This window comes from Streptomyces tyrfis, assembly GCF_037034285.1.
GTDB lineage: Bacteria > Actinomycetota > Actinomycetes > Streptomycetales > Streptomycetaceae > Streptomyces.
The window spans coordinates 22,782-46,196 of the sequence record NZ_JBAGJZ010000042.1 but is presented as its reverse complement, the minus strand read 5'-3'; the positions used below and the strand labels follow the sequence as shown (position 1 = coordinate 46,196).

The following is a 23,415-nucleotide window of genomic DNA, read 5'->3' as shown; positions in this document are numbered from 1 at the left end:
GCGGGGGGGAGAGGGGGAGGCCGGGGAGGGGCTCACTTCCCGCCGGAGGTGAACTTCTCGTACGCGGCGACGACCTCGTCCGCCGGGCCGTCCATCCGCAGCGTGCCCGCCTCCAGCCAGAGCGCCCGGTCGCAGGTCTCGGTGATCGACTTGTTGCTGTGGCTGACCAGGAAGACCGTGCCGGCCTCCTCGCGCAGCTCCGCGATCCGGTCCTTGCTGCGCCGCTGGAACTTGGCGTCCCCGGTGGACAGCGCCTCGTCGATCAGCAGCACGTCGTGGCTCTTGGCCGCCGCGATGGAGAACCGGAGCCGGGCCCCCATGCCAGAGGAGTACGTCCGCATCGGCAGCGTGATGAAGTCGCCCTTCTCGTTGATGCCGGAGAAGTCGACGATCTCCTGGTAGCGCTCGCGGACCTGGGCCCGCGACATGCCCATCGCCAGGCCGCCGAGCACCACGTTGCGCTCGCCGGTCAGGTCCCCCATCAGCGCCGCGTTCACGCCCAGCAGCGAGGGCTGGCCCTGGGTGTGCACCCGGCCCTTCGTCGCGGGCAGCAGGCCGGCGATCGCCTTCAGCAGCGTCGACTTGCCCGAGCCGTTGGAGCCGATCAGGCCGATGGCCTCGCCCCGGTACGCGACGAAGCTCACCCCCTTCACGGCGTGCACCTCGCGCGCCCCCGGAGTGCGCCGGCGCGAGACGATCCGGCTGAGCGCCGAGGTGGCGCTGCCCCGCCCGGTGCGGGCCCCGTTCACCGTGTACGTGATGTGCACGTCGTCCACGACGACGGTCGGCACCCGCCCGCCGTCACCGGTCCCGCCGCTCGTCCCCGCCGAGTCGCCCATGTGGTCAGCCACGTCCGTACCGCTCCTCCGCCTGCCAGAAGTACACGAAACCGCCCACTCCGCACACGAGCGCCCAGCCCGCGGCGATCGCCCAGACGTGGGGCGGCAGATGGGAGGCATCGAAGCTCTCGATGAGCGCGAACCGCATCAGATCGATGAAGACGGCGGCCGGATTGCACTCCAGCATCACCGCCACGTAGTGCGGGACCCGGTCGCCCTTGAGCATCTGGTCCATGCTCCACATGACGCCCGAGCTGTACATCCAGGTGCGCAGGACGAACGGCACCAGCTGGGCGATGTCCGGGGTCCGGGCGGTCACCCGGGCCACCGCCATCGAGACGCCGGTGTTGAACACCGACTGGAGGAGCAGCGCCGGGATCGCCAGCAGCCAGGAGGGCCTGGGGAACTGCCCGAACGCCACCAGGATCAGCACCAGGGCGCCCAGGGAGAACAGCAGTTGCTGGAGCTGCTGGAGGGCCAGCGCGATCGGCAGCGAGGCGCGCGGGAAGTGCAGCGCCCGGACCAGGCCGATGTTGCCGGTGATCGCCCGGGTGCCCGCGGTGATCGAGCTGCTGGTGAAGGTCCAGATGAACACGCCCGTCACCAGGAAGGGGACGAAGTCCTCGACGTTGCGCTTGGTGTTCATCAGCACGCCGAAGATGAAGTAGTAGACCGTCGCGTTCAGCAGCGGGGTCATGATCTGCCAGACCTGACCGAGCTTCGCCTGGCTGTACTGGGCGGTCAGCCTGGCGGTGGCGAACGCCGTGATGAAGTGCCGCCGGTCCCACAGCTGCCGGAGATAGGCGCGCAGCGGGGGCCGGGCCCCGCTCATGGTCAGACCGTGCCGGGCGGCGAGCGCGGCGAGCTCACCCGGCGCGTACGCCGGGAGAAGCGCGCCGACGGAGGGGGCGGCCGGGGCCGGTGGGGTCGTTGTCTGGCTCACCACGATCGCTTTCGACGGGAGGGGGGATCACGAGACGGCCGATGGAACGGGACCGTATCGTCGCAACGCCGAGAGTAGGACGCGCCCACGTCGCAACGCAACCGTTCCGTCGTGACGCACTATGATTCGCCCATGACCACCGACCCGGGAACCCGGCGCCGCGTGCCCGCCGGGGCCGCTGTGCTGCGCGAGGACGTCACCGACGCGATCCGCGGCGCGGTCTTCGAGGAGCTGGCCGCGGTGGGCTTCGCCCGGATGTCGATCGAGGGCATCGCCCGGCGCGCGGGCGTCGGCAAGACCGCCGTCTACCGGCGCTGGAAGTCGAAGCTGGCCCTGGTGCTCGATCTGGTCTCCGCCGTGGCCGTCCAGGGCATGCCCGCCCCGGCCACCGGCTCGCTGCACGGGGACGTCCGCGCCGTGCTGGAGCTCGCCTCCTACGCCCTGCGCCACCCGGTCGCCTCGCAGGTCATTCCGGACCTGCTGGTCGAGGCGGCCCGCAACCCGGAGATCGCCGACACGATCAAGGCCGCCCTGCTGGACCCGCAGCAGGGCATCGCCGCCGTCGTCGTGCGCGACGCGGTCGCCCGCGGCGAACTGCCCGAGGACAGCGACCCGGACCGGGCCCTGGATCTGATCGTCGGCCCGCTCTACTGGCGGCTCGCCGTCGTCCGCGGCCCGCTGCCCAAGGGGTACCTCGACGACCTGGCGGCCTCGGCGGTGGCGGCGCTCAAGGCGTGAGCGGCGAGCCGCGAAGGCGTGGGCCGCGGGCCGCGAAGACGCGGGCCGCGAACCGCGTGGGCCGCGGAGGAGAGTGAAAGCGGGGGAGCGCGCGGGCGCGTGAAGCGGCGGGGCGCGCGGGCGTGAACGGGTGGGTACGCGCGGGCGCGTAGAGGCGCGAGATGCGCGGCGGCCGGTGGTTCTCAGTCCCCGACGGGCAGGTCCCGCGCCGCGTAGTAGGCGCGCAGCGCGGCCTCGCCGCCGGAGCCCAGAGCGGTCGTGATCCGTTGGAAGCGAGCGGAGCGCAGGTCCCCGGCGACGATGACGCGCGGGTGCTGGTCGCCCGGCGGGCAGTAGCCGTCCGCGCCTCGGACGAGGTCGCCGGGCGGGGCGGTCGGCGCGCTCCCGAGACTCAGATACGCGGCGTCCGCCGCGACGGTCCGCCGCCCTCCGCCGTCCCGGCCCACCGCCTCCGCCGTCACCGCCGCCCCCGGCGAGGGGCGCAGGGTCAGATGCTCGACGGGCAGGAGCGTCACGCGCGGGTCGTCGTGGATCTCCTCGGTCTTGTACGCGTCGGCCTCCGGATACGCCACCAGCAGCCGGGCGCCGGTGTCCGGGTGGGCGCGCAGAAACGTGCCGATCGGACGGTCGCCGCCGAGGACGAGGAGGACGCGGCCCTCGGCGTCGGCCGCGCCGGCCCGCCAGAGCGGGGGGAGGACGAGGCCGGCGGGAGCGGTGATCCAGCCGACGTCGCCCGGCTGGAGGGGCCCGACGCCGGTGGCGACGACGGCGTGGGGAGCGGTCAGCACGGTCCCGTCGTCCAGGGTGACGGCCACCCGGTCGTCGTGGGCGCGCAGACCGGTGGCACGGCGGCCGAGTTCGAGACGGCACGGCCCGGTGCTCCGCAGGTCCGCGGCGATGGAGTCGGCGAGAGCGGGGCCGCTGGTGTGGCCGCCGAGGACGTTGTTCAGGGCCGGGACGCGAGAGAGACTGCGGCACAGGGCGTCCGGCTCGATCAGGATCGAGCGCAGGCCGACGCCCGCGGCCATGTGGGCGGCGGCGCAGCCGGCCGGGCCGCCGCCGATGACGATCAGATCGGTGTCGTGGGCGGCGGGCGAACCGGTGCGGTGCGGGGTGTCGGCCATGGGGCCATTCCAGCACCGGAGACCCCGCGCGCACAGGGCCCTGCGGTCCGGACGGCGGCGCGCGGCCGGTCCGGACGGGGGTCCCCGCGCGGGGCCTCGCGGCCCATGGCGACCACTTGCCGGCCGGTCTCGGGGCGACGGCTTTCCGGCCGTCCGGGGTGACGGTCTACCGCCTTCGGGGCGACGGCTTCCCGGCCGTCCGGGGTGACGGCCTACCGGCCTCGGGCGACGGCTTTCGGCCGTCCGGGACGACGGCGCGCGTCACCCCGCGGCGAGGAGCCGGTCGGCGACGCGGGCCGCGGCCCGGCCGTCGTCGAGGTCGCAGAAGTCCCGGCGGAAGGACGCGTACGCCTCCGCGTACCGGGCGGCCGACGCGGCCAGGGCGCCGGGGGCGCGCAGCACACCGGCGACCTCGTCGGCGCGCGGGAGCAGCGGGCCGGGCGCGCGGGCCTCGAAGTCCAGGCAGAAGCCGCGCGCCGTGTCGCGGTAGTGCGCCAGGTCGTAGGTGTGGAAGAGCATCGGGCGGCCGGTGTGCGCGAAGTCGAACATCATCCCCGAGTAGTCGGTCACCAGCACGTCCGCGATCAGCAGCAGCTCGGCGGCGTCCGGGTGCGCCGACACGTCGCGCACCCCGTGCTCCCCGGGCACGCTGCCCGTGACCCGGGGATGGCGCCGCACCAGCAGGGTGTGGCCGTCGCCCAGGGACCGGGCCAGGGCGGTCAGGTCGAGTGCCGGGTCCCAGCGGTAACGGGGGTGCTCGCCGTCGGCCCCGGACGCGTGGGCGAGCTGGTCGCGGTAGGTCGGCGCGTACAGCACCACACGGCGGCCCTCCGGGATGCCGAACCGGCGCCGGAGCCGCTCGGCGGTCTTGGCCCGGTCGGCGGCGAAGAGCAGGTCGTTGGCGGGCGAACCGGCCTCCAGGACCTCGCCGCCGTAGCCCAGCGCGCGGCGCAGCAGCGGGGTCGAGTGACGGCTGGGGGAGACCAGGACGGACCACTGGGCCGCCCGGCGCGGCAGCGAGGCCAGCCGGTGGTGGTCGGCGTACCGGGTGCCGCCCAGATCCGTGCCGAAGCGGCCGAGCGGGGTGCCGTGCCAGGTCTGCGCCACGGTCTGGCCGGGGCGTCGCTCGAACCACTCGGGCAGCTGCCCGGCGGCGACGATCCGGCGGGACCGGGCCAGCGCCTCGTACCAGGCGGCGCTGTGCTCGACGACCGGGGTGGCGCCGGGCGGCACGTGTCCATGGAGCCCGTCGGTGACCCAGAGGTGCCCCGAGCGCACGCCCCGGCGCACGAGTTCGGCGTGGATCGCGCGGGAGGCGCCGCCGCCCGTGCCGCCGCCCGTGTAGAGGACGGTGTCCCGCAGCGGCAGCGCGCGCCGGGCCGGGTAGTGCGCGCCGCGCAGTTCGGCCCGGCGGTACGCGCCCCGCTCGGCGACCGCGAGCACCGGCCCGGCCCGCAGCGTCAACCGGTCGCCGAACCGGCGCTCCAGGGCGAACTCCCGCCCCGGAGCCGGGCCCGCCGGGTCCGCGCCGGCGCGGGACAGCGGCAGTCGGGCCCCGAGCGCGGCCAGCACCCGGACCGGCCGCCCGCCCAGGTAGGCGTCCCAGCGGCCCTCGGACAGCCCGGCCGCCACCGACGGCGCGAGGAACGCGGTGAAGCGACGCCCCTCGTACGCCGCGGTGTCCGCGCCCTCGTACGTCCGGGCCCGCGCCCGCGCCTCGGCGGTCGTCTCCCCGTACGCGCCCGTGCTCGTGCCCGCGTGCGCTCCGGCGGCCGGCTCTCCCAGCGTGCCCGCGCGCGCTCCGGCGGTCGTTTCTCCGTACGCGCCCGCGCCCGGGACCGTTCGCGCCCCGGCGGCCGGCTGTCGTCCGTACGCCCGCGCACGCGTCGCGGCGTCCGGCTCCGTCCGCGCCCGCGCGCGTGATCCGCCGACCGGCTCTGCGTATGACCCCGCCCCCGACCCCGCCCCGGCGGTCGGCTGCTGTCCGTGCGCCCGCGCGCGCGCCGCGATGTCCGGCTCCGGGTACGCCCGCGCACGCCGCCGGGTGTCCGGGCCGTCGTAGGCCGCCGTCCCGGCGCGCGGCGAGACATGGGTCACCGGGACCGTCACCGTCTCGCGCAGCGTCTCGTGCCGCAGCACCAGGCGGGCCGGCCCCTCGTCCGGCCGCAGGCCGGTCCCGGCCCCGGTCACGCCCTCGATCCGCAGGGCCCCCTCCGCCGTCCACACCGCCGCGTCCACGAACGGCCGGCCGCTCAGGTCCAGCACCAGCTCGCCCGACGCGTCGGCCACCGCGGGCGGCGCCGCCTCCGGAGCCGCGGCCAGGGGCACCCGCGACCCGTCGGCCAGCACCAGCCGTGCCCGCCACTGCCGGCCGGACTCCGGCTCCACCTCGCGCGGCGCCCGGTGCGGGGCCGCCGGGGCGGCCGCCATCCTGGCGAGGTCGGCGAGCGGGATCCGCACCCGGAAACGGCCGTCCGCCCGGCACTCGACCGGGCGGACGGACTCCTGGTCCGGCACCCCGTCGCAGGTCAGCACCACGGCCTGCGGCCGGGCGCCCGCGTACAGCCGGCCGGTCAGCTCCAGGTTCCGGCCGAAGCGACGGTCCTCGCACCGGGCCGGGAGCCGCGCCAGGGTCAGCAGGAGCCGCCCGCGCCGGTAGTCGAGCACCGCCCGCAGACCGTCGCCCAGGTCGTGCACGAGCGGCTGGACGGCCCCCTCCTCCGCCGCGCGCACGGCCACCCGGCGGACCGTGCCCTGGGCGGCCACCATGACGCCGACCAGCCAGCCGCCGGGCCGCAACCGGCGCGGATCGAGGGTCAGTTCGAAGCCGGAGTGCTCATAACTGTGCACCTCCTGACCGGAGTCGATGGTCGCCTCGGGCGCCGGAACGTTTCGCACCGGCACGGTGCGCAGCTGCCGGCCGCGGACCGCGCGCACCATGCCCATCTTCAGCGAGTGCCGCGCCGAGGCCACCGGAAGGTTGCGGACGTACGCGTAGCCCCGCAGCCGCAGCTTCCCGTCCTCGCCCCACCGCGCCTCCAGCAGCCGTGCCACCGCCGGGAGGTCGGAGCGCGTCAGCCGCGTCACGTCCGGCAGCCCGGGGAAACCGCCCTGCCGCCGCCCCGGCACACCGCCGACCATGAACGTCCCCGCGCCGTTGGCCCGTTCGAAGGCCAGCACCGACAGCAGCTCCGCGAGCCTGCGCTCCCGCACCAGCCGCCACTTGATCCGCAGCTCCACCGGCAGTTCCTGGAGCGCGTCCCGGCCCGGCGGGTCCGCCCGCTCCATCCGGTCGAGGAACGCGCCCGCGCCCGCCATGAACGCCTCCCGGTAGGCGGGTCCGCCCCTCGACAGCCCCTCCAGGAAGGGCCCGAAGTCGTCGCGCAGGCACGAGAGGTCGTAGCGCCGCCGGGCGGCGGCGCCCGCCATCCCGCCCCGGCCCGCCAGGAACGCGCTGACCTCCTCGCAGGCCGCGATCCGGTCCAGGGCGCCCCGCACGTCCGTGCCCCGACGGGGGAGCGAGCCCTCCCGCGCCCGCCGGTAGCAGACGTGCTCGCGCAGCACGTCCACCGCGTCCGCGAGGTAGTGCGCCGGGATCACCACCGGGGCGTCCTCGCACAGCCCGCCCTCCGGGAACGTGAAGGAGTGACGGTCCCAGAAGGAGCGCCGGAACACCTTGTTCCAGGCGACCCGGTCGCCGAGCAGCCGGGGCTCGCGGCCGATGTGGGTGCGCGTGCGGGTGGCGGTCAGCCAGCGGTACTGCCACGCCTGCCGCCGCCCCCGCTCGTCCAGCCGCCACACGTTGCCGGCCGCGAGGTCCGAGCCGGTCGACTCCAGGGAGGCCAGCAGCCGCGCGAACCCGTCGTGCGCGACGACGTCGCCGCCGTCGACGAACGCGAGGTACGGCACGTCCGGCGAGGTGTGCCGCACGCCCGTGTTGCGGGCCGCGCCCAGCCCCGCGCCCTCCTGGCGCACAGAGCGGAAGCGGCGGTCCCGGGCGGCGAACCGGCGGGCGACGGCCGCGCCGCCGTCCGTCGAACCGTCGTCGACCAGCACCACCTCGATGCCGGAGACCGTCTGCCCGGCCAGCGACCGCAGGCAGTCCTCCAGGAAGTCCTCGGCGTTGCGGACCGGGACGACGACACTGAGGCGCGGTTTCATGCCCGGACAACCGGGGCGAACCCGCCGGGTCACCGGCTCTGCCCCGATCGGGTGAACTCCCGGCGTGGCACGCGGAGGACGGCCCCCTCCGTACGACGACGGGCACGCGGCCGGACGCGTGGCGCGGAGGTTCCTCCCGCGCGCCGGCGAGGACGGCGGCGGCCCCGGAGGTGACGGTGCGTAAGCGCGGTGCGGCCGATGTCACCCGTAAGGGAGGGTTCGTGCCGGTGACCCCCGGCCGTCCAGGGGGTTGAGCCGTACGGACAGTCACAGGCCCCGAGGAACGGACGTGCCAACATGCCGCCACGGCTCAGTGTCGTCGTACCCGTCCATGACGTGGAGCTCCATCTGACGGACTGCCTGAAGTCCCTCGCCGAGCAGACCATGGGCGACCTGGAAGTGGTGATGGTCGACGACGGATCCACCGACGGCAGCGCGGCCCTGGCCACCGGGTTCGCCGCCCGGGACCGCCGCTTCCGGCTCGTCAGCCAGGCCAACGGCGGCCTCGGCCAGGCCCGTAACACGGGGGTGCGCCACTGCGACCCGGGCGCCCGCCACCTCGCGTTCGCCGACGGCGACGACGTGGTCCCGCCCCGCGCGTACGAACTCCTGCTCGGCGCGCTCGACGAGACCGGCTCCGACTTCGCCTCCGGCAACGTGCTGCGGCTGCGCCCCTCCGGGAAGCTCCGGCAGGCGCCCGACCTCCGCGCGCCGATGGCGAGGACCCGGCTGCGCACCCACATCTCCCGCGACTGGGCCCTCGCCGCCGACCGGATCGCCTGCAACAAGGTCTTCCGCCGCTCCTTCTGGGACGAGCACGCCTTCGCCTTCCCCGTCGGAGCGCTCCACGCGGACATCCCGGTCGTGCTGCCCGCCCACTTCCTGGCCCGGTCCGTCGACGTGCTGAGCGCCCCCGTGTACCACTGGCGCGAGCGGGCCGGCTCGCTCGACTCCCGTCGCGCCGGCGTGCGCGCCGTCCAGGACCGGGTCACACACCTCCTCGGCGTCTGCGCCTTCCTCGACGAGCACCGCGGCGCCGCCGACAAACGGCGCTACGAGGAGCATGTCCTCGCCCACGACCTGCGATACGCCCTGGAGGCGCTGGCCGACGGCGACGAGGACCACCGGCGCGCCTTCCTCGCCCACGCCGACGAGTTCACCGACCAGGCCGACCCCGCCGCCCTGGACGCGCTGCCGCTGCCGACGCGCCTGATGTGGCATCTCGTCCGCGAACGCCGGATGGACGAACTGCTGGCGCTGCTCGCCCACGACCGGGCCGAACCGGGCGCGTTCGAGGTACGGGGCGTCCGGCGCCGCACCGCCTCCTTCCCGGTGCTCACCGGCCCCGTCGCGCGCCGGGCGCTCCACGTCGGCGAACGGGACCTGCCGCTCATCGCCCGGCTGCGGGACGCCCGTTGGCGGGACGGCCGGCTGCATCTGTCCGGGTACGCGTACCTCCGCAACCTGCCCGCGGCCTCGCGCGCCGACGAGTTCCGGGCGGCCTGGCTGCGGGCCGGGCGGCGGCGCCCGGTGCCGCTGAGGCTGCGCACCGTCCTCGACCCCGAGGCCACCGCCCGGTCCCGGCAGAGCCTGCACGACTACGACCGTTCCGGGTTCGAGACCGTGGTCGACCCGGCGCGGCTGCGCGTCGACGCCCGCCGCGGGCCCGAACGCCTCACCTGGCGAATGGAGATCGGCATCGCCGGGCACGGCAGGCTGCGCCGCTCCGCCCTCTCGACCGAGGAGGCGGCCGCCCCGCCGCCGGTGCACCGGCCCGACGGCGACCACCGGATCGTGCCCGCCTTCGAGGACGGCACGCTGGTGCTGCACGCCGAACGGATCGACGCCCGCTTCGAGTCGCACCGGGCGGGCGGCCCGGACGGCCGCCGCGACCACGTCGTCGTCGACGGCATGGTCCGCGCCCGCCTCTGCTCCGGACCGCTGCGCCTCGCCCTCGCCCACCGCCCCTCGGGGACCTCCTTCGACTGTCCGGTCACGGTCCGCACGACCACCGGAGCCATGGCGTCCGGCTGGCGCCGCTTCACCGCCGCCGTGCCGCTCGACGCCTTCCCCAAGGCCCGCGCGGGCGCGGGGGAGGGGGCCTCGCCCGCTCGGATCGTCTACCAGGTGCACCTGGTGGGACCGGACGGCCGCCGGACGCCGGTCGACGTGCCGGGACCGGTGCTGCCGGGCCGCTACCCGCTCGATACGGACGACACCGGGAGCGGGGACGGCGGCGGGGACGCGGGCGGCGCCGGCGCGGCGGACGGCGTACGGGATGGCGTACGGGACGCCACCGGCGCCGGCGCACGGGACGGCATCGGCGCCGGCGCACGGGACGGCGTGCGGCGTGAGCTCGGGCTCACCGCGAGCGCGCGCGGCGACCTGCTGATCAGCGACCGCGCCGCGGAGCCCGCCGTCGACCTGGCGGCCTGGACGGAGGACGGGCGGCTCGTCCTGGAGGGCGGCTTCCCCGACCACCCGGAACGGTCCGTCGCGCTGGTGGCCCGGCACGGTGACCACGACGAGGAGGCCGTCCTCCCCGTCGCGTTCTCCGGGCCCGCCGGGGCGCGGCGGTTCCGGGCCGTGCTGCGGCCGGACGCCGTCGACGGACCGGGCGGGCCGCTGCCGCTGGGCCGGGGCCGCTGGCACCTCCTCCTCCGCGAACGCGGCGCGGACGGCGAGGCGTACGAGACCGCGCTGCGCGTCCCGGCCGCCGCCCACCGCGCCCTGCCCGCCGCCCGCGCCCTGAAGGGCCGGGAGTTCGTCGTCGAACGGCACGGCTACGACCGGCTGCTGATCCGCTCCGGCCCGGTGCTCCCCGCCGCCGAACGCGGCCCGCGCGGCGCACGGCTGCTGCGCGCGGCGTACCGGAGCAGGCGCGGCGCGCCCGCGCGCGACACCGTGCTGTACAGCAGCTTCGACGGCCGCCAGTACTCCGACTCGCCGCGCGCCGTCCACGAGGAACTGGTCCGCCGGGGCATCGGCTCCGAGCACCTGTGGGTGGTGCGCGACCAGCAGGCGCGCCTCCCGGAGGGCGTCACCGCCGTCGAACACGGCTCCGCCGCCTGGCACGAGGCCCTGGCGACCAGCCGGCACATCGTCACCAACACCCAGCTGCCCGAGTGGTTCGAGCGGCGCGAGGACCAGTTCGTCGTCCAGACCTGGCACGGCACACCGCTCAAGCGCATCGGGCTCGACCACGCCGGCGCCGGACGGGCCGACGCGGCCCGCCTCGCCGCCGTCGAGCGGCTCGCCCGCCAGTGGAGCGTGCTGGTCTCCCCGAACAGCTTCGCCACCCCCGTCCTGCGACGCGCCCTCGGCTACCGGGGCGAGGTCCTGGAGTGCGGCCTCCCCCGCAACGACCTGTTCCACGCCCCGGACCGGGCCAAGGTCGCCGCCGCCGTACGGGAGCGGCTCGGCATCCCCGAGGACCGGCGCGTCGTGCTGTACGCGCCGACCTGGCGCGACGACCAGCCGTGCGGCGGCGGCCGGTACGCCCTGGGCCGGCACCTCGACCCTCTCGCCGCCGAACGCGAACTCGCCCCGCACACGGTGCTCCTGGTGCGCCGCCATCACCTCGTCGCGGGCCGGATCGCGGACCGCGGCAGCGGCTTCGTCCGCGATGTCTCCCGCTATCCGGACGCCGGCGAACTCCTGCTGATCAGCGACGTCCTGGTCACCGACTACTCCTCGACGATGTTCGACTTCGCCCGCACCGGCCGCCCGATGCTGTTCCACACCCACGACCTGGCGCACTACCGCGACGCGGTGCGCGGCTTCTGCTTCGACTTCGAGGCCCGCGCCCCCGGCCCGCTGATCCCCGGCTCCGCCGCGCTCGTCGAGGCGCTGCGCGATCCGGCGCGCGCCGTCCGGGGCCATGCGCGGGCGTACGCGGCGTTCCGCCGGGACTTCTGCGACCCGGGCGACGGGCGCGCGGCGGCGGCCGTGGCCGACCGCATGCTGCGGGAGCCCGGCGACCGGCCCCGGCCGGACCGCCCCGGGGCCGGCGAAGGGGCCGCGTCGGGGCCCGCGCATTCCGGCTGAGCCGTCCGGGTGATTCAGGAATGCGGACGCCCGTACAACTCCGCAGGGAATGGACGAGGCGATCCGCATGCCTGGAGCATCGTTGCGTCACTCGGCGTCCTCGGGTTGCTACGTTCTGTTTTCATGGGTATCCGAACGCGGTGCGAGACCTGGGACGTGCGACGAGCCAGAACAATGGTGCTCGTCGCCGCGGCCGCGGGTCTTCTCACCCGAATGCTGATCGCGGCGAACAAACCGGGACCGGCCGACGTCCACATCTTTCGCGGATTCGCCGAGGCGGTCGCGCGTTACGGCCCCATTCGCATCTACGAACAACCGCTCCCGGGACTGCCCGTCTACAACCATCCGCCGCTGGCCGGATGGATGCTGCTCGGTCTGCACGAACTCTCCGACCTCGGAATTCCGTTCGGAATCCTGATCAGGTCGCCCGCCTCGATCGCGGATTTCTGCTGTGCGCTCCTCGTCTTCGGCATCGTGCGCCGGCGCCGCTCCATGGGCGCGGCGGTCGCCTGCGGGGCGGGCGTGGCCCTCAGCCCCGTGCTGATCGCCACGTCCGGCTACCACGGCAACACCGACGCCGTCGCCATCACCTTCGCGCTGGCCGCCGCGTACCTGCTGGTGGACCGGAAGGCCCCGCTGGCGGCCGGGGTGGCCGCGGCGCTCTCGATCAGCGTCAAGTTCATCCCGGTGGTTGCCCTTCCGGCGCTGTTCGTCGTCGCGCTGCGGGCGGGCCGCCCCGCCCTCCTCCGGTTCACCGCCGCCTTCACCGCGCTGATCGCCCTGGTCTGGGGGCCGGTGCTGGCCACCGTGCCGGCGGACCTCAAGGAGAACGTCCTGGAGTACGCGGGCGGCGACTACCGCCTGTGGGGCATCGTCCGGTTCGCCGACCTGGCCGGGCTGCCGGACGCGTTCATCGCCTTCGTCCAGGGCGACGGGCACTTCCTGTTCGTGCTGGTCTGCGCGGCGGCCGGGACGTGGCTGGCCCGGCTGCGCCCCGCGCAACTGCCCCTCGTCGTCGGCTTCACGATGGGACTGCTGCTGCTGCTCTCCACCGCGTCCGCCCTCCAGTACCTGACCTGGGCGGCGGCCGGGCTCTTCGTCATCGGCTTCTGGGAGGGCGCCGCGTACGGCTGCCTGCTCGGACTGACCGCGCTCCTCGGCTACATGGGGCGTTCCGCCGTGCGTTGGAGCGACACGGTGATGCACCTCGGCGAGGCGGGCTGGGCGGTCCTCGCCGCCGGACTCGTCGGCGGCGTCCGCGCGATCCTCGCCGCGCCGCCGTCCGTGCCCCCGCAGTGCGCCGGCGAACGCGCCCCGGCCGCCGCGCCCCCTCCCACGCGCCCCACCGGCACCCCCGTCAGCTGACCGCCCACCCCGTAACCCCGGGCCCCGCGCCCCGGATTCCGGTACCCCGCGCCCGCGCCCCCCGGGGCGCCGAGCACCAACTGGAGAACCCCCTGTGAAGGAAAGCCCGAGCCCCAGGATCGGCATCCTGGTGGTCGCGTACAACGCCGAGGCGACGCTGGAGCGGACCCTCGACCGCATCCCGGAGGACTTCCGGTCCAGGATCGCCGAGATCCTCATCCTCGACGACGCGAGCCATGACGCGACCTTCACCGCGGGCTGCCGCTGGTCGCAGACGGAGGGCATGCCGCGCACCGTCGTCATGCGGCACACCAAGAACCTCGGCTACGGCGGGAACCAGAAGGCCGGTTACGCCCTGGCCGCCGCCCACGGGCTCGACATCGTCGTCCTGCTGCACGGCGACGGCCAGTACGCCCCCGAATTCCTGCCCGACATGGTCGCGCCGATCGAACGCGGCGAATGCGAGGCGGTGTTCGGCTCGCGGATGATGAATTCCGGGTCCGCGCTCAAGGGCGGCATGCCGTTGTACAAATGGCTGGGCAACCGGATTCTCACCCGCCTGGAGAACGCCCTGCTCGGCTCGCGGCTCACCGAATTCCACTCCGGATACCGCGCGTACAGCGTCGCCGCGCTCAGGAGGCTGCCGATCGACCGGAACACCGACGCGTTCGACTTCGACACCCAGATCATCGTCCAGATGCTCGACGCCGGAATGCGGATCAAGGAGATCCCCGTCCCCACCTACTACGGCGACGAGATCTGCTACGTCAACGGAATGAAATACGCGAAGGACGTCGTCAAGGACGTCCTCGAATACCGGCTCGCCGTCAAGGGATTCGGCACCTGCGCCTGGATCCCCAAACCCGTCGAGTACGCGTTCAAGGAGGGCGACGGCTCCTCGCACGCCGTCATCCTTGAACAGATGCGCGGCATGCCGCCCGGCCGGGTCCTCGACCTCGGCTGCTCCGGCGGCCTGTTCGCCCAGCGGCTGGAGGCCCTCGGCCACGAGGTGACGGGCGTCGACCTCGTCGAGGTCCCCGGGGTGCGCGAGCGGTGCAGCCGCTTCCACCGCGTCGACCTGGAGGCCGGACTGCCCCCGGAGATCGGCGCCGGCTACGACTACGTGGTCGCGGGCGACGTCATCGAGCACCTCTCCCGCCCCGAGCGGCTGCTCGCCGAGGTCGCCGAGGTGCTGCGGCCCGGCGGCCGGTTGCTGCTGTCCGTACCGAACTTCAGCCACTGGTACTCCCGGCTGCGGGTCGCGCTCGGGGTATTCGACTACGACCGGCGCGGCATCCTCGACGAGACCCATCTGCGCTTCTTCACCCGGGCCAGCCTGCGCCGCACCGTCCGGGGCGCCGGCTACGACGTCCTGCGCCTCACCTCCACCGGGGCCCCGTTCTGGGCGCTGCTCGGCGGCGGGCCGCTCCCGGCGGTCCTCGGGGGGCTGTCGAAGCTCCTCACCCGGATCCGGCCGACGCTGTTCGGCTATCAGCACGTCGCCCTGCTCACGCCGCACGCGGCCGAGACGATCATCGCTGGAGAGCACGTCGATGTACAGGACATCCTCAACCGGCAGTACGTCCACGCGGACCGGGTCGGCGTCTGAGCCCGCCGTCCCCCGCCCCACCCCCGCCCCGGAGGCCGCGCCCCCGGCCGCCGCAGTCAGGAGCACCGCCTTGACCGTCCCCAGTCTGCTGCTGCTGCTGTTCGCCGTGTTCTCCTCGGCGGGCGGCCAGATCATGCTCAAGCACGGGATGAAGGGGGCCGCGGCCGCCGCGGCGCACGGCGGCGGGTCCGTCGCCCTGCGCGCCGCGACCAGCCCCTGGGTCGTGCTCGGCCTGCTGGTCTTCGCGGTGTCCGCCGTCGCCTGGATGACCACCCTGGCGAAGGTGCCGCTCTCCCTCGCCTACCCGTTCAACGCCCTCGGGTATCTGCTGATCGTGCTCGCCGGGGCGACCGTGCTGCACGAACGGACCTCGCTGTGGACCTGGGGCGGCTCGCTGCTCGTGGTCGTCGGCCTGGTCACGGTGATGGCGGGCCAGCAACGCTGAGCGCGCGCCGCCGGACGGCGCCCGTCTCCCGGGCCCGTCCGGCGGCGCGCGCTCCCGGCCGCGCGTGCTACTTGACCGCGCCCGCCATCACGCCGGAGACGAACTGGCGCTGGAAGGCGAAGAAGACGGCCAGCGGGATGGCCATCGACACGAAGGCGCCGGGCGCCAGCACGTCGATGTTGTTGCCGAACTGCCGCACCTGCTGCTGGAGCGCGACCGTGATCGGCGGCGAACCGGAGTCCGCGAAGATCAGCGCGACCAGCATGTCGTTCCACACCCACAGGAACTGGAAGATGCCGAGCGAGGCGATCGCCGGACCGCCCAGCGGCATCACGACCCGGGTGAAGAGCCGGATCTCGCCCGCCCCGTCGAGCCGGGCCGCCTCCAGCAGCTCCCTCGGGATCTCCGCGAAGAAGTTCCGCAGCAGGAAGATCGCGAACGGCAGCCCGAAGGCGGTGTGGAAGACGACCACGCCGGCCGTGGTCTCGAAGATCCCGATCGCGCCGAAGAGCTTGGACACCGGTACGAGGGCGACCTGCACCGGCACCACCAGCAGCCCCACCACCACCAGGAACCACCAGTCGCGGCCGGGGAAGTCCATCCAGGCGAAGGCGTATCCGGCCAGCGAGCCGAGCACGACGACCAGGACGGTCGACGGGACGGTGATCAGGACCGTGTTCAGCACCGAGTGGGTGATCGTCGGGTTGTCCAGCAGCCGGGCGTAGTTGTCGAAGGTCAGCTGGGACGGGGCGGTGAAGACCCGCCACCAGCCGCTGGAGGCGATGTCGTCCGCGCCGCGCAGCGAGGACAGCAGCAGCCCCACGGTCGGCAGCAGCCAGAACAGGCCCACCAGGACGAGGAACACCCGCATCGCGCCGCCCCCGGCGCGGGCGGCGGCCCGGGCGGCGAGGGACCGCCCGGCCCGCGCCGGGCCGGTCCCGGCGGACGTGGTCGAGGCGGTCGTCATCGGCGCCCCTCCTTCCGGATCCGGCGGATGTTGACGTACATCACCGGGAGCACCAGCAGCAGCAGGAGCACGGCGATGGCGCTGCCGACGCCGAGATCCGCGTCGGTGCCGAACGAGGAACGGTAGAGCTGGAGCGCCAGCACGTTCGCGTCGGCCACCGAGGAGCCCGGCGAGATGATGAAGACCAGGTCGAAGACCTTCAGTACGTTGATCATCAACGTGACCAGCACCACCGAGAGGACCGGCGCCAGCATCGGCACCGTGATCCGGCGGAACACCTGCCACTCGTTGGCGCCGTCCACCCGGGCGGCCTCCAGGAGTTCACGGGGCAGCCCGGCCAGACCCGCGGCGATCAGCACCATCGCGAACCCGGCCCACATCCACACGTACGCGCCGATGATCGCGGGCGTGACCAGGGTCGGGCCCAGCCACTCGACGCCGTTGTACGGCTCCCGGAAGTTCGAGGCGGGGAGCCTGAGCTCGGCGCCGTCGGCCGAGGCGGGCAGGGTGAACACCCCGTCCGCGCCGGCCCTGGCCGAGGCCACCACCTCGCCGCCCCTGACCGCCTCGACCTCGATGCCCCGGAGCCCCGGCTCCCCGGCGTCGATGACGTTCGGCCGCCCGCCGCCGCCCTTGGTGAAGTCCAGCCACACCGTGCCGGTGATCTTCCCCGGCTCCGCCTCCGCGGCCTTCGCGGGTCTCGCGTCCGAGGGCATCTTCGCCGGGGCCACGCCGACCAGCGGCAGCCGCACCGGCTGCCCGGCGCGCACCGGCTCCTTGGTGACGAACGAACCGCCGCCGCCCGCCTTCAGCGGATGCACCGGCAGCGGATGCGCGTTCGGGTAGCCCGCCGACTCGGCGAAGGTGTCGTGCACCCCCACCCATACGGCGTTGGCGACCCCGCGCTCCGGGGCCTGGTCGTACACCAGCCGGAAGATGATGCCCGCGGCGAGCATGGAGATCGCCATCGGCATGAAGACGACCAGCTTGAACGCGGTTCCCCAGCGGACGCGCTCGGTCAGCACGGCGAAGATCAGCCCGAGGGCGGTGGCGACCGTCGGCGCGAACACCACCCAGATCGCGTTGTTCCTGATCGCCGTGCGGATGGTGTCGTCCGTGAACAGCGCCCGGTAGTTGTCGAGTCCGGCGAAGCCCGTGCCCGCCTGGTCGAGGAACGACCGGTAGACGGAGTACCCGATCGGATAGACCACCAGGGCCCCGAGCAGCACCAGCGCGGGCGCCAGGAAGAGCGCGGCGACGACCCGGCGGGTGCCGGTCACGCTCCGGGAACGCCGCTTCGGGGAGCCCCCGTAGGCGTCGGCGGGGGCGCCCGCCGGACCCGGACCCGGACCCGGGCCGCCGGAGGGCCTCCGGGGCGCGGGCGCCGGCGGCCGCGCGGACGATGGCGTGTCGGCGGAGGACGCCTCGTCGGCGCCCCCCGCGGCGGCTGTCGTCATCGCGTCAGCTCTTGTACGCCTTGGCCGCGTCGGACTCCAGTCTCGCCTGGGTCCCCGCGATGTCCTTCGGGTTCTTCAGGAAGTCCTGGAGGGTCTTCCACTCACCCTTCCCTGGCGTCCCGCCGAACGACTGCGGGGCCTGGTCGGACATATCGAACCGGACCGCGTCGCCCGCCGCGACCAGCGCCTTCGCCATCGTGCGCTGCACCTCGTTCGGGTACGCGGCGGGGTCCAGGGCCTTGTTCGGGGAGATGAAGCCGCCCTGCCCGGCCATGATCTTCGCCGCGTCGACCGAGCCCAGCCAGGTCAGCAGCGCCTGCGCGCCCTTGCCGTCCTTCAGCGCCACCGCCGCGTCGCCGCCCGTCACCACCGGGGACTCGGCGCCGACCGCCGGGAACGGGAACACCTTGGCGTCGGTCCCGATCTTCGCCTTGGTCTGCGCGATGTTGACGCCCACGAAGTCGCCCTCGAAGACCATCGCGGCCTTGGGCTGGTCGCCGCCGGTGAAGGTCTGGGTGACCGAGGCCGGGAACTCCGTCTGCAGCGCGCCGTCCGCGCCGCCCGCGATCAGCGAGGGCTTGCCGAAGAGTTCGGCGAGGGTGGTCAGCGCGTCCCCGACGGACGGGTCCGTCCACTTGATCTCGTGCCTGGCCAGCTGGTCGTACTTCTCCGGGCCCGCCTGGGAGAGGTAGACGTTCTCGAACCAGTCGGTGAGGGTCCAGCCGTCCGCGCCGCCCACCGAGACCGGGGTGACGCCCGAGGCGGAGACCGTCTCGGCCGTCGCCAGGAACTCCTTCCAGGTCTTCGGCTCGGACGCGCCCGCGTTCTCGAACGCCCGGGCGTTGTACCAGATCAGGGACTTGTTGGCGGCCTTGAAGTAGACGGCGTACGGGGTGCCGTCCACCGTCCCGAGGTCCTGCCAGACCTTGCCGTAGTTCTTGGTCAGCTGGTCCCTGGCCTCGGCGCCGACGGGCTTGGCCCACTTCTTCTCGGCGGCCTGCCGGATCGCGCCGACCTGCGGGATCATCGCGACGTCCGGCGGCTGACCGCCCGCGATCTTCGTACCGAGGAAGTTGATGATCGGGTCCTGCGCCGGGACGAAGGCGACCGTCGCCCCCGTGCGCTTCTCGAACTCCTTGAGCACCTTGACGAAGTTGGCCTGCTCCGCGCCCGTCCAGACCGCCGCGACCGAGAGCTTCTCGCCGTCGAGCTTCGGCAGCGCGACGCCCGGCGCGTCCTGGGCGCCGCTCCCGGAGCCCTGGCCGGACTTCCCCTTCCCGCCGTCGTCGTCGTTGCCGCCGCAACCGGTGAGGGCGAGCGCGCCGAGGGCGGTGAACACCACGGCGGCTCTGCTGATCCGATGGGTTGTGCGCATAGCTTCCCCGTCTCTCACATCGTCGTGTGCGCACAGTCCTACGCCGGGTGCATGATGCCCGCAATACCGCTTCCCGGGCCAACTCCTTGATCGTAATGGGCTCGTGACGTGCCGTCAGTGGTCGAGACGGGACGTTCGGCCCGTCCCGGACGGACCCGGCCGGGGCCCCGCAAAGGGGTCGGCGCCGGGGCCGTGACACAGGGCGGACGGGACGGGCGGGGCGGTGCGGGAGTGGTACGAGGGGGTACGGGACGGCCCGGGGCGAGTGTTCGCGCTCGGGAGCGGTACGCGGTACGCGGTGCGTGATGGGCGGCGGGCGGCACGCGGGTGCGGGACGGCGGGGTTCGGTGCGGGGGCGTTACGGGGCGACAGGGCGGCCCGAGGGCGCGGGCGCGCCCAACCGCCGGGCGCGGGCGCGCAAGGCGGTCCGGGGGCGGTGCGGGGCCGTTACGGCCCGGGGGCGTGCGGGGCGGCCGGGCGGTGCGGGGGCGTTACGGGGCGGGCGACGGCGTGCGGGGCGGCCCGGTGGCGTTCGGCGGCCCGGGGCGCGCGCCCGCGCACGCCCCGGGCCGCGTCGGGTGTCAGGAGGGGTCGGGGCCGAGCGGGGCGAGCGGTTCCGCGTTCACCGACCGGGCCGCCCGCTCCAGCGCGCTCGCCAGCAGCGCCAGATCCGTCGGGCCGTTGCCCAGCTCGCGGACCTGGCGGCGGGCCGGCGGGTCCCCCATCCGCTCCCACTCCAGCGGGACGACCACGGGGCGCGAGGTCGCCGTACGCGGTATGCGGCCCGTGACCCGGCCGCCCTGGAACGGGGTCACCCGCCCGTCCGGATGCCCCAGGCGGCCGCGCCCCGGCGCCGGGTCCTCCGGCGAGCGCGGGACGGCCGGGGCGTCCAGCACGATGCGCAGCCGGGCCCCGTGCGCGAGGTCGGTGTCCTCCGTGCGCTCCGGGCGGCCCGACGCGGCGACCAGGTGGACGCCGAGCCGGCCGCCCTCCCTGGCCACGGCCTCCAGGGCCCGTACCACCGAACCGGCGGCGGGGCGGCCGGTGCTGCCGAGCGCGGGGGCGACCAGCGCGTCGAAGTCGTCGACCAGGACGACGATCCGGGGCAGCGCGGCCGGCTCGGGGGCCGCGGGCCGCGCACCGGCGGGACGCAACCGGAGCGTCCCGCTCATCGGGGAGTCCACGTCGCCGCGCCGCTCCGCCGCGCTCGGCGGACGCTGGCCCACCAACCGCCGTGCCAGCTCCCGCCGTTGGTGCCACCCGGCGAAGTCGTCCGCGCCCAACAGCTCGGCGCGCCGCTTCAGCTCACCGCCCAGCGCCTGCGCGAACTCCCGCATCCGCACCGGATCGGAGGCCACCAGATGCGTGAAGGCGTGCGGGAGCTCGGCGCACGGGCCCAGGCCCTCGCCCCGCTCGGCGCCGGCGCCGTCGACCAGCACGAGGCCCAGCCGGTCGGGCCGGTCCGCGGCGGCCAGCGAGGCGGCGACGGCGCGCAGCAGCTCCGTACGGCCGCTGCCGGCCGGGCCCTCGACGAGGAGATGAGGACCCTCCTCCGTCAGGTCCACGCCGACCGGGCCCCGGGGCCCGGCCCCGAGCACCACGAAGGGACGCCCGAAGACCGTCACGGACGACCCCCGGCCCGGGGCGGCCCCGGACGCGTCCGCCCCCGCCGCCGCTCCCGCCCCCGGGTCAGGGGCCGTGCGGGCGGGCGCGGCCACGGCGGCACGCCCCGCCGGGGCCTCGCCCGGACCGCCGGACCGGGGCGCGGCCGGCGGCGCGTCCCCGTGCGGGCCGGCCGTGTGCTCCGGGGCCCGCCCGGACCCGTCGGACCGGAGATCGCCGGACCCCCGCGCGTCGCCGCCGGGCCAGGAACCGGCCCCGGAGAAGGTGCGGGCGTCCGGGCCGTCCCCGGGCAATCCGCCGTAGCGCCCGCCGCTGACCCTGGGAGTGCCGGAATCGGCGTATCCCGGGTGCCCGGAGCGGCCGGTGTACGGGGCGCGGACGCCGGTCGTCCCGCGCCCCTCGCCCGCCCCCGGAGCGCCGGAGGCGCCGGAAGCCCCGAAGGTCCTGTGGTCCCCGCGCGCCTCGTCGCGGAGCAGGCCGGGGGTCACCGTGCCGACATGGGTGACGGTGTCGCCGCCGGGGTACGGGCCGGAGCCGTGTCCGCCCGGCCCCTCGACCGTGCGCTGGGCGCCCACCCGGGGCGTCGCGCCGCGCGGCTGCGGGGCGGACACCCGCGCGCCGCCCGGCGCTCCCATGCCACCGGATCCGCTTGCCCGGCGGGCCGCGGCGGAGGCGACGGACACGGCCGGGGCCCGCTCGTCCGCGGCGGAGGCCCAGCGGGCCATCAGGGAGGCCGGGGTGGCCCGGGCCAGGCCCAGCTCGTCCAGCAGCCGGGCGGAGAGCGGCAGCGCGGTCGACGCGGGCCCGCCGTGCGCCGACGCCGAGGCGTCCGTGCGCAGCGGGGCCAGCGCCCGGCCGAACCGCTCGGCCCAGTGCGCCGACACCGCGTCCACCGCGGCGACCGTGCCGTGCCCGGCGGCCCGGCCGTCGGCCGTGCGCAGCAGCCGCAGGGCGGTGGCCACGTCGCCGCTCAGCATCGCCACCGCCCCGCACTCGCGGAACGCGATCGAGGCGTGGCAGGCGGCCTCGTACGTCGCCGCGACCGGCGAGGTGGAGGTGGCGGCCGGCGTCTGGGCCAGGCAGATGAGATGGATCCCGGCGGCGGCCCCGGCTGCGGCCAGCCGGGCGGTGCTCTCCCGCAGCGCCGCAGAACCGGGGTCGCCGTCGACGATCACCACCGTGAACGGTCCCGTGTACCGCGCGGCGGCCTCGGCGATCACGGCCCGGTCCAGGCTCGCCCAGCCGGGGCCGAGCGGGCCCTCGTCCAGTCGGCGGGTCAGCTCGGCCGTACGGGCGGCGGCCTGCTCGCGGTCGTGGGCCAGCAGCAGCCGGCAGTCCTGGCCGTGAGCCGGGCGCACATGCGGCAGCCAGCCCAGCCAGGCCCACTCGCGTGCGCGCTCCTCCGCGGTGCGCGTCCGGTCCGTGCTGATCAGCACGATCTCCAGATCGGCGGGGGAGTGCAGCGCGGCGAGCTGCGCCACCGCCGAGCGGGCCAGCCCGGCGAGCCTGGCCCGCGGCCCGGCCAGACCGAGCGAACCGGCCTCCCGCAGTCCCACGGTCACCGGGACGGCGGGCAGCTCGGCCCGGTCGGTCGTGCCCAGCCGCACCACGAGCGCCTCCGGATGCGCGGGGCCGCGCTCCCAGAGCCGGGGACCCGGGCCCAGCGCGGTCAGCAGCACGGCCGCGGGGTCGGGCCAGACCCCGCCCGAGGCCGGCCGCGCGGGCGGCGCGGCGGAATCCGGGTACGACGGCCCGGCGGCCCCCGCCCCGTCGGGCGCCGCCTCATGGACGGGCTCCCCCCGGTGGCCCGCGAGTCTGCGCGCCCAGGCGCCTATCCCGCGCCGGGGCGCCTCGCCGTCCGCGGTGCGAGGGGAGTCGTCGGGCCCGCCGTCGCCGCCCTCCCGCGGGGCGTGCGGGGCCGGTCCGGCCCCGGGGAGGACGGCCGGGGCGTATCCATGGCCGGAATCGTGCTCCTCGGCCCGTCCGTCGCCGCCCGCCCCGCCGGACACCCGCAGATGCCCCTCGCCGTCCGGCGTCGTCGGCAGCGCGGGCGCGGGCGCGCCCGAGGTCAGCAGCAGCGTCGACTCGCCCAGCCGCAGCAGGGCGCCGGGCTTCAGCCGGACCGGGCGGTCGCGGACCACCCTGCCGTCGAGCAGGGTGCCGTTGGTGGAGCCCAGGTCCGCCACCGAGACCAGGCCGTCCTCGGCGACCGTGACCGCGCAGTGCAGCCGTGAGACGTCGGGGTCGTCGATCGGGACGTCCGCGTCGGCGGAACGGCCGATTCTGATCTGTCCGCCGTGCAGCAGATGGACCCCGCCCGCGTCGGGCCCCGCCACCACGTGCAGCTGGGCCGGGACGATCTCGTCGGCGGCCTCGTCCTCGCCCGGGACCTGGAGCGAGAGGACCGCCCCGTCGACCAGCGGGGGCTCGCCCAGCGCGCACCGCCCCGCGTCGAGCCGCGCCCGCCCGGCGAACAGCGCCACGGGACCGCCGGGCGATCCCTCGGGCCCCGAGACGGCGGCGGCCAGCTCGGCCGCCACGGCGGCGAGCGCCGTCCCCGACGGGGCGGTGACCAGCACGTCGCAGGCGCGCGCGGGGGTCTGGCCGCTGCGCGGCGCGAGGACGGTCAGCCGGATCTGCATCGCCGTCGGCGGTCCCTTCTGCGCGGGGCGCCGGGCAGGGGGAACGCCCTGTGATCTCCCCCCACCCGACCCGGACGCGT

Annotated in this window: 13 protein-coding genes; 5 read left to right on the top strand and 8 right to left on the bottom strand. The window is 75.5% G+C overall.

Annotated elements, in window-relative coordinates; all coding sequences use genetic code 11:
• Positions 1 to 32 precede the first annotated feature (32 nt).
• Complete coding sequence (locus tag WA762_RS27070; RefSeq protein ID WP_335939109.1) at positions 33 to 839, bottom strand: ABC transporter ATP-binding protein; 807 nt, start codon at positions 837 to 839, stop codon at positions 33 to 35.
• 4 nt (positions 840 to 843) lie between these two features.
• Positions 844 to 1,785 carry an ABC transporter permease gene (locus WA762_RS27065; RefSeq protein WP_335939087.1) on the bottom strand — a complete coding sequence of 314 codons (942 nt, stop codon included), beginning with the start codon at positions 1,783 to 1,785 and terminating at the stop codon, positions 844 to 846.
• A gap of 129 nt (positions 1,786 to 1,914) precedes the next feature.
• On the opposite strand from WA762_RS27065, the gene WA762_RS27060 reads away from it, so the two are divergent.
• On the top strand, positions 1,915 to 2,520 hold the full coding sequence (locus tag WA762_RS27060) for a TetR/AcrR family transcriptional regulator (protein WP_335939085.1): 606 nt from the start codon (positions 1,915 to 1,917) through the stop codon (positions 2,518 to 2,520).
• 182 nt (positions 2,521 to 2,702) lie between these two features.
• Here WA762_RS27060 and WA762_RS27055 read toward each other — a convergent pair whose 3' ends face one another.
• Both WA762_RS27055 and WA762_RS27050 read right to left on the bottom strand, forming a co-directional pair.
• A complete protein-coding gene (locus WA762_RS27055) occupies positions 2,703 to 3,644 on the bottom strand; it encodes an FAD-dependent oxidoreductase (protein WP_335939083.1) in 942 nt (313 codons plus the stop codon).
• A 261-nt stretch (positions 3,645 to 3,905) separates the two neighbouring features.
• Positions 3,906 to 7,805 carry a bifunctional glycosyltransferase/CDP-glycerol:glycerophosphate glycerophosphotransferase gene (locus WA762_RS27050; RefSeq protein WP_335939081.1) on the bottom strand — a complete coding sequence of 1,300 codons (3,900 nt, stop codon included), beginning with the start codon at positions 7,803 to 7,805 and terminating at the stop codon, positions 3,906 to 3,908.
• Positions 7,806 to 8,102: 297 nt separating this feature from the next.
• Between WA762_RS27050 and WA762_RS27045 the strand changes: the two genes are divergently transcribed.
• From WA762_RS27045 to WA762_RS27030, 4 genes are all read left to right on the top strand, one after another.
• Positions 8,103 to 11,852: a bifunctional glycosyltransferase/CDP-glycerol:glycerophosphate glycerophosphotransferase gene (locus WA762_RS27045; RefSeq protein WP_335939080.1), complete on the top strand. Its 3,750-nt coding sequence runs from the start codon at positions 8,103 to 8,105 to the stop codon at positions 11,850 to 11,852.
• A gap of 123 nt (positions 11,853 to 11,975) precedes the next feature.
• Positions 11,976 to 13,217 (top strand): hypothetical protein, encoded by a 1,242-nt coding sequence (locus tag WA762_RS27040; protein ID WP_335939079.1) that lies wholly within the window; start codon positions 11,976 to 11,978, stop codon positions 13,215 to 13,217.
• Positions 13,218 to 13,311: 94 nt separating this feature from the next.
• Positions 13,312 to 14,826, top strand: coding sequence for a bifunctional glycosyltransferase/class I SAM-dependent methyltransferase (locus tag WA762_RS27035; RefSeq protein WP_335939078.1), 1,515 nt, complete (start codon positions 13,312 to 13,314; stop codon positions 14,824 to 14,826).
• A 70-nt stretch (positions 14,827 to 14,896) separates the two neighbouring features.
• Positions 14,897 to 15,271, top strand: a complete 375-nt coding sequence (locus WA762_RS27030; protein ID WP_335939077.1) for a hypothetical protein — start codon at positions 14,897 to 14,899, stop codon at positions 15,269 to 15,271.
• A gap of 67 nt (positions 15,272 to 15,338) precedes the next feature.
• Here the strand turns inward: WA762_RS27030 and WA762_RS27025 are convergent, their stop codons facing one another.
• From WA762_RS27025 to WA762_RS27010, 4 genes are all read right to left on the bottom strand, one after another.
• Complete coding sequence (locus tag WA762_RS27025) at positions 15,339 to 16,238, bottom strand: carbohydrate ABC transporter permease (RefSeq protein ID WP_335939075.1); 900 nt, start codon at positions 16,236 to 16,238, stop codon at positions 15,339 to 15,341.
• A complete protein-coding gene (locus WA762_RS27020; protein WP_335939074.1) occupies positions 16,235 to 17,695 on the bottom strand; it encodes a carbohydrate ABC transporter permease in 1,461 nt (486 codons plus the stop codon). Before WA762_RS27020 ends, WA762_RS27025 begins: the two co-directional genes overlap by 4 nt.
• A 4-nt stretch (positions 17,696 to 17,699) precedes the next feature.
• The gene (locus WA762_RS27015) at positions 17,700 to 19,070 is read right to left on the bottom strand and encodes an ABC transporter substrate-binding protein (protein WP_335939073.1); all 1,371 of its coding nucleotides are present in this window, start codon (positions 19,068 to 19,070) and stop codon (positions 17,700 to 17,702) included.
• A gap of 581 nt (positions 19,071 to 19,651) precedes the next feature.
• Positions 19,652 to 23,335: an FtsK/SpoIIIE domain-containing protein gene (locus WA762_RS27010; protein ID WP_335939071.1), complete on the bottom strand. Its 3,684-nt coding sequence runs from the start codon at positions 23,333 to 23,335 to the stop codon at positions 19,652 to 19,654.
• Between the last annotated feature and the right edge of the window lie 80 nt (positions 23,336 to 23,415).

Coding starts and splice junctions, on each gene's coding strand:
- WA762_RS27045 (WP_335939080.1), top strand. CDS start 8,103: ATGCCGCCACGGCTCAGTGTCGTCGTACCCGTCCATGACGTGGAGCTC.
- WA762_RS27040 (WP_335939079.1), top strand. CDS start 11,976: ATGGGTATCCGAACGCGGTGCGAGACCTGGGACGTGCGACGAGCCAGA.
- WA762_RS27015 (WP_335939073.1), bottom strand. CDS start 19,070: ATGCGCACAACCCATCGGATCAGCAGAGCCGCCGTGGTGTTCACCGCC.
- WA762_RS27020 (WP_335939074.1), bottom strand. CDS start 17,695: ATGACGACAGCCGCCGCGGGGGGCGCCGACGAGGCGTCCTCCGCCGAC.
- WA762_RS27025 (WP_335939075.1), bottom strand. CDS start 16,238: ATGACGACCGCCTCGACCACGTCCGCCGGGACCGGCCCGGCGCGGGCC.
- WA762_RS27060 (WP_335939085.1), top strand. CDS start 1,915: ATGACCACCGACCCGGGAACCCGGCGCCGCGTGCCCGCCGGGGCCGCT.
- WA762_RS27050 (WP_335939081.1), bottom strand. CDS start 7,805: ATGAAACCGCGCCTCAGTGTCGTCGTCCCGGTCCGCAACGCCGAGGAC.
- WA762_RS27055 (WP_335939083.1), bottom strand. CDS start 3,644: ATGGCCGACACCCCGCACCGCACCGGTTCGCCCGCCGCCCACGACACC.
- WA762_RS27070 (WP_335939109.1), bottom strand. CDS start 839: ATGGGCGACTCGGCGGGGACGAGCGGCGGGACCGGTGACGGCGGGCGG.
- WA762_RS27010 (WP_335939071.1), bottom strand. CDS start 23,335: ATGCAGATCCGGCTGACCGTCCTCGCGCCGCGCAGCGGCCAGACCCCC.